Origin of the sequence: Peloplasma aerotolerans, assembly GCF_030012175.1 — a bacterium.
Taxonomy (GTDB): domain Bacteria; phylum Bacillota_I; class Bacilli_A; order Acholeplasmatales; family Acholeplasmataceae; genus Peloplasma; species Peloplasma aerotolerans.
The window spans coordinates 1-1,266 of record NZ_JASCXW010000083.1 but is presented as its reverse complement, the minus strand read 5'-3'; the positions used below and the strand labels follow the sequence as shown (position 1 = coordinate 1,266).

1 protein-coding gene is annotated in these 1,266 nt (G+C 37.0%); it reads left to right on the top strand.

What is annotated here, in order from left to right:
- The first annotated feature begins 218 nt into the window (after nucleotides 1-218).
- Nucleotides 219-1,256, top strand: a complete 1,038-nt coding sequence (locus QJ521_RS09640) for an IS1595 family transposase (protein ID WP_282840271.1) — start codon at nucleotides 219-221, stop codon at nucleotides 1,254-1,256.
- Nucleotides 1,257-1,266 lie beyond the last annotated feature (10 nt).

The window sequence follows — 1,266 nt, the reverse complement described above, 5'->3', positions numbered from 1 at the left end:
AACTGTGTTCAAGATAAATGTTGATTTCCAATAAATGAATTGTCAATAACTGAATAGTTTGGTAGAATAGTATTGCCAAACTAGAACTAATCATACAGTCAAAGTCCTTTTTATAAGTGTCTTTAATCAACCAGCTTGCTGATTAGTTCTTGTTTGGCGATAAGAAACCTTCAAGCTGGTTGCTTAAGGACATTTGTATTTTAAGGAGACTGCCAAACATGAATAGAACAGATCATTTATATGAAGTCATCAATACGCTATGTGCTGATGACTATAATCATCTCTTGAGTCAAATGAAACTCAATCATAAGGTGATCAATGAAGCCGCAGATGCGCTTCATCGAATCATCTTTAGAGAGAAAAGCTCAAATGAGCACCTTGTTAAATACGGTAAAAGTTCCAGCGGTTGTCAAAGATACTTGAATAAACAGACCGGTAAAACGGAATCCGATACATCGTCATCCATTGTCAAATACACCAAGAAGTCCTATGAACAGTGGTCGACTTTTATCAAATTTATGCTCTATGGATTATCGTTAAGAGCGATTGCCTTGGAAGTTGGTATCTCTAAAACCACAGCCTTTTCATGGCGTCATAAAGTCATCGAAGCGATTAAAGACTATCAGGAAGTCATTTCGTTATCCGGAGAGATTCAGGCGGACGAGACCTACTTTTTACTCAACATGAAGGGATCTTGGAAGAAAAAATCGATGCCTAGAAAACCAAAGAAAAAGGGTGGACCCGGTGTTTACCGTGGTGTATCCAATGAGCAGGTATGTGTTTTAGTTGCTATTGATGAAAACGATCAAGTTCTCACCAAAATAGTGGGTCAAGGTAATCCGTTAAAAGAAAATCTTCAGGAAGCTCTTCAAGGTAAAGTCAAACAGGGGAGTCACTTCACGACCGATAGTAAATCTGCATACCGAGAAATCATCAAAGATCTGGGATGCACGCTCGCACAAATACCTTCAGGGCTTTATGTGAAAAACGAATATAGTTTGAGTGTCATCAATCAATACCACAGTGAACTTAAGACGTGGTTTAAACGGTTTAGAGGTGTCTCGACGAAACATTTGGAAAACTATCTCATGTGGTTCAGGTTTATGAAATACTTAAACTATCAAATGCCATCCAATCATCATGCGTATGAGTCATTAAAGTATGCGATATCCAACAATGTAAACATTAAAATTGTGGATATACATCAAAAACCATTTCCTGTTGATATATTTAAACCTTATCAACATTTATCTTGAACACAGTTTT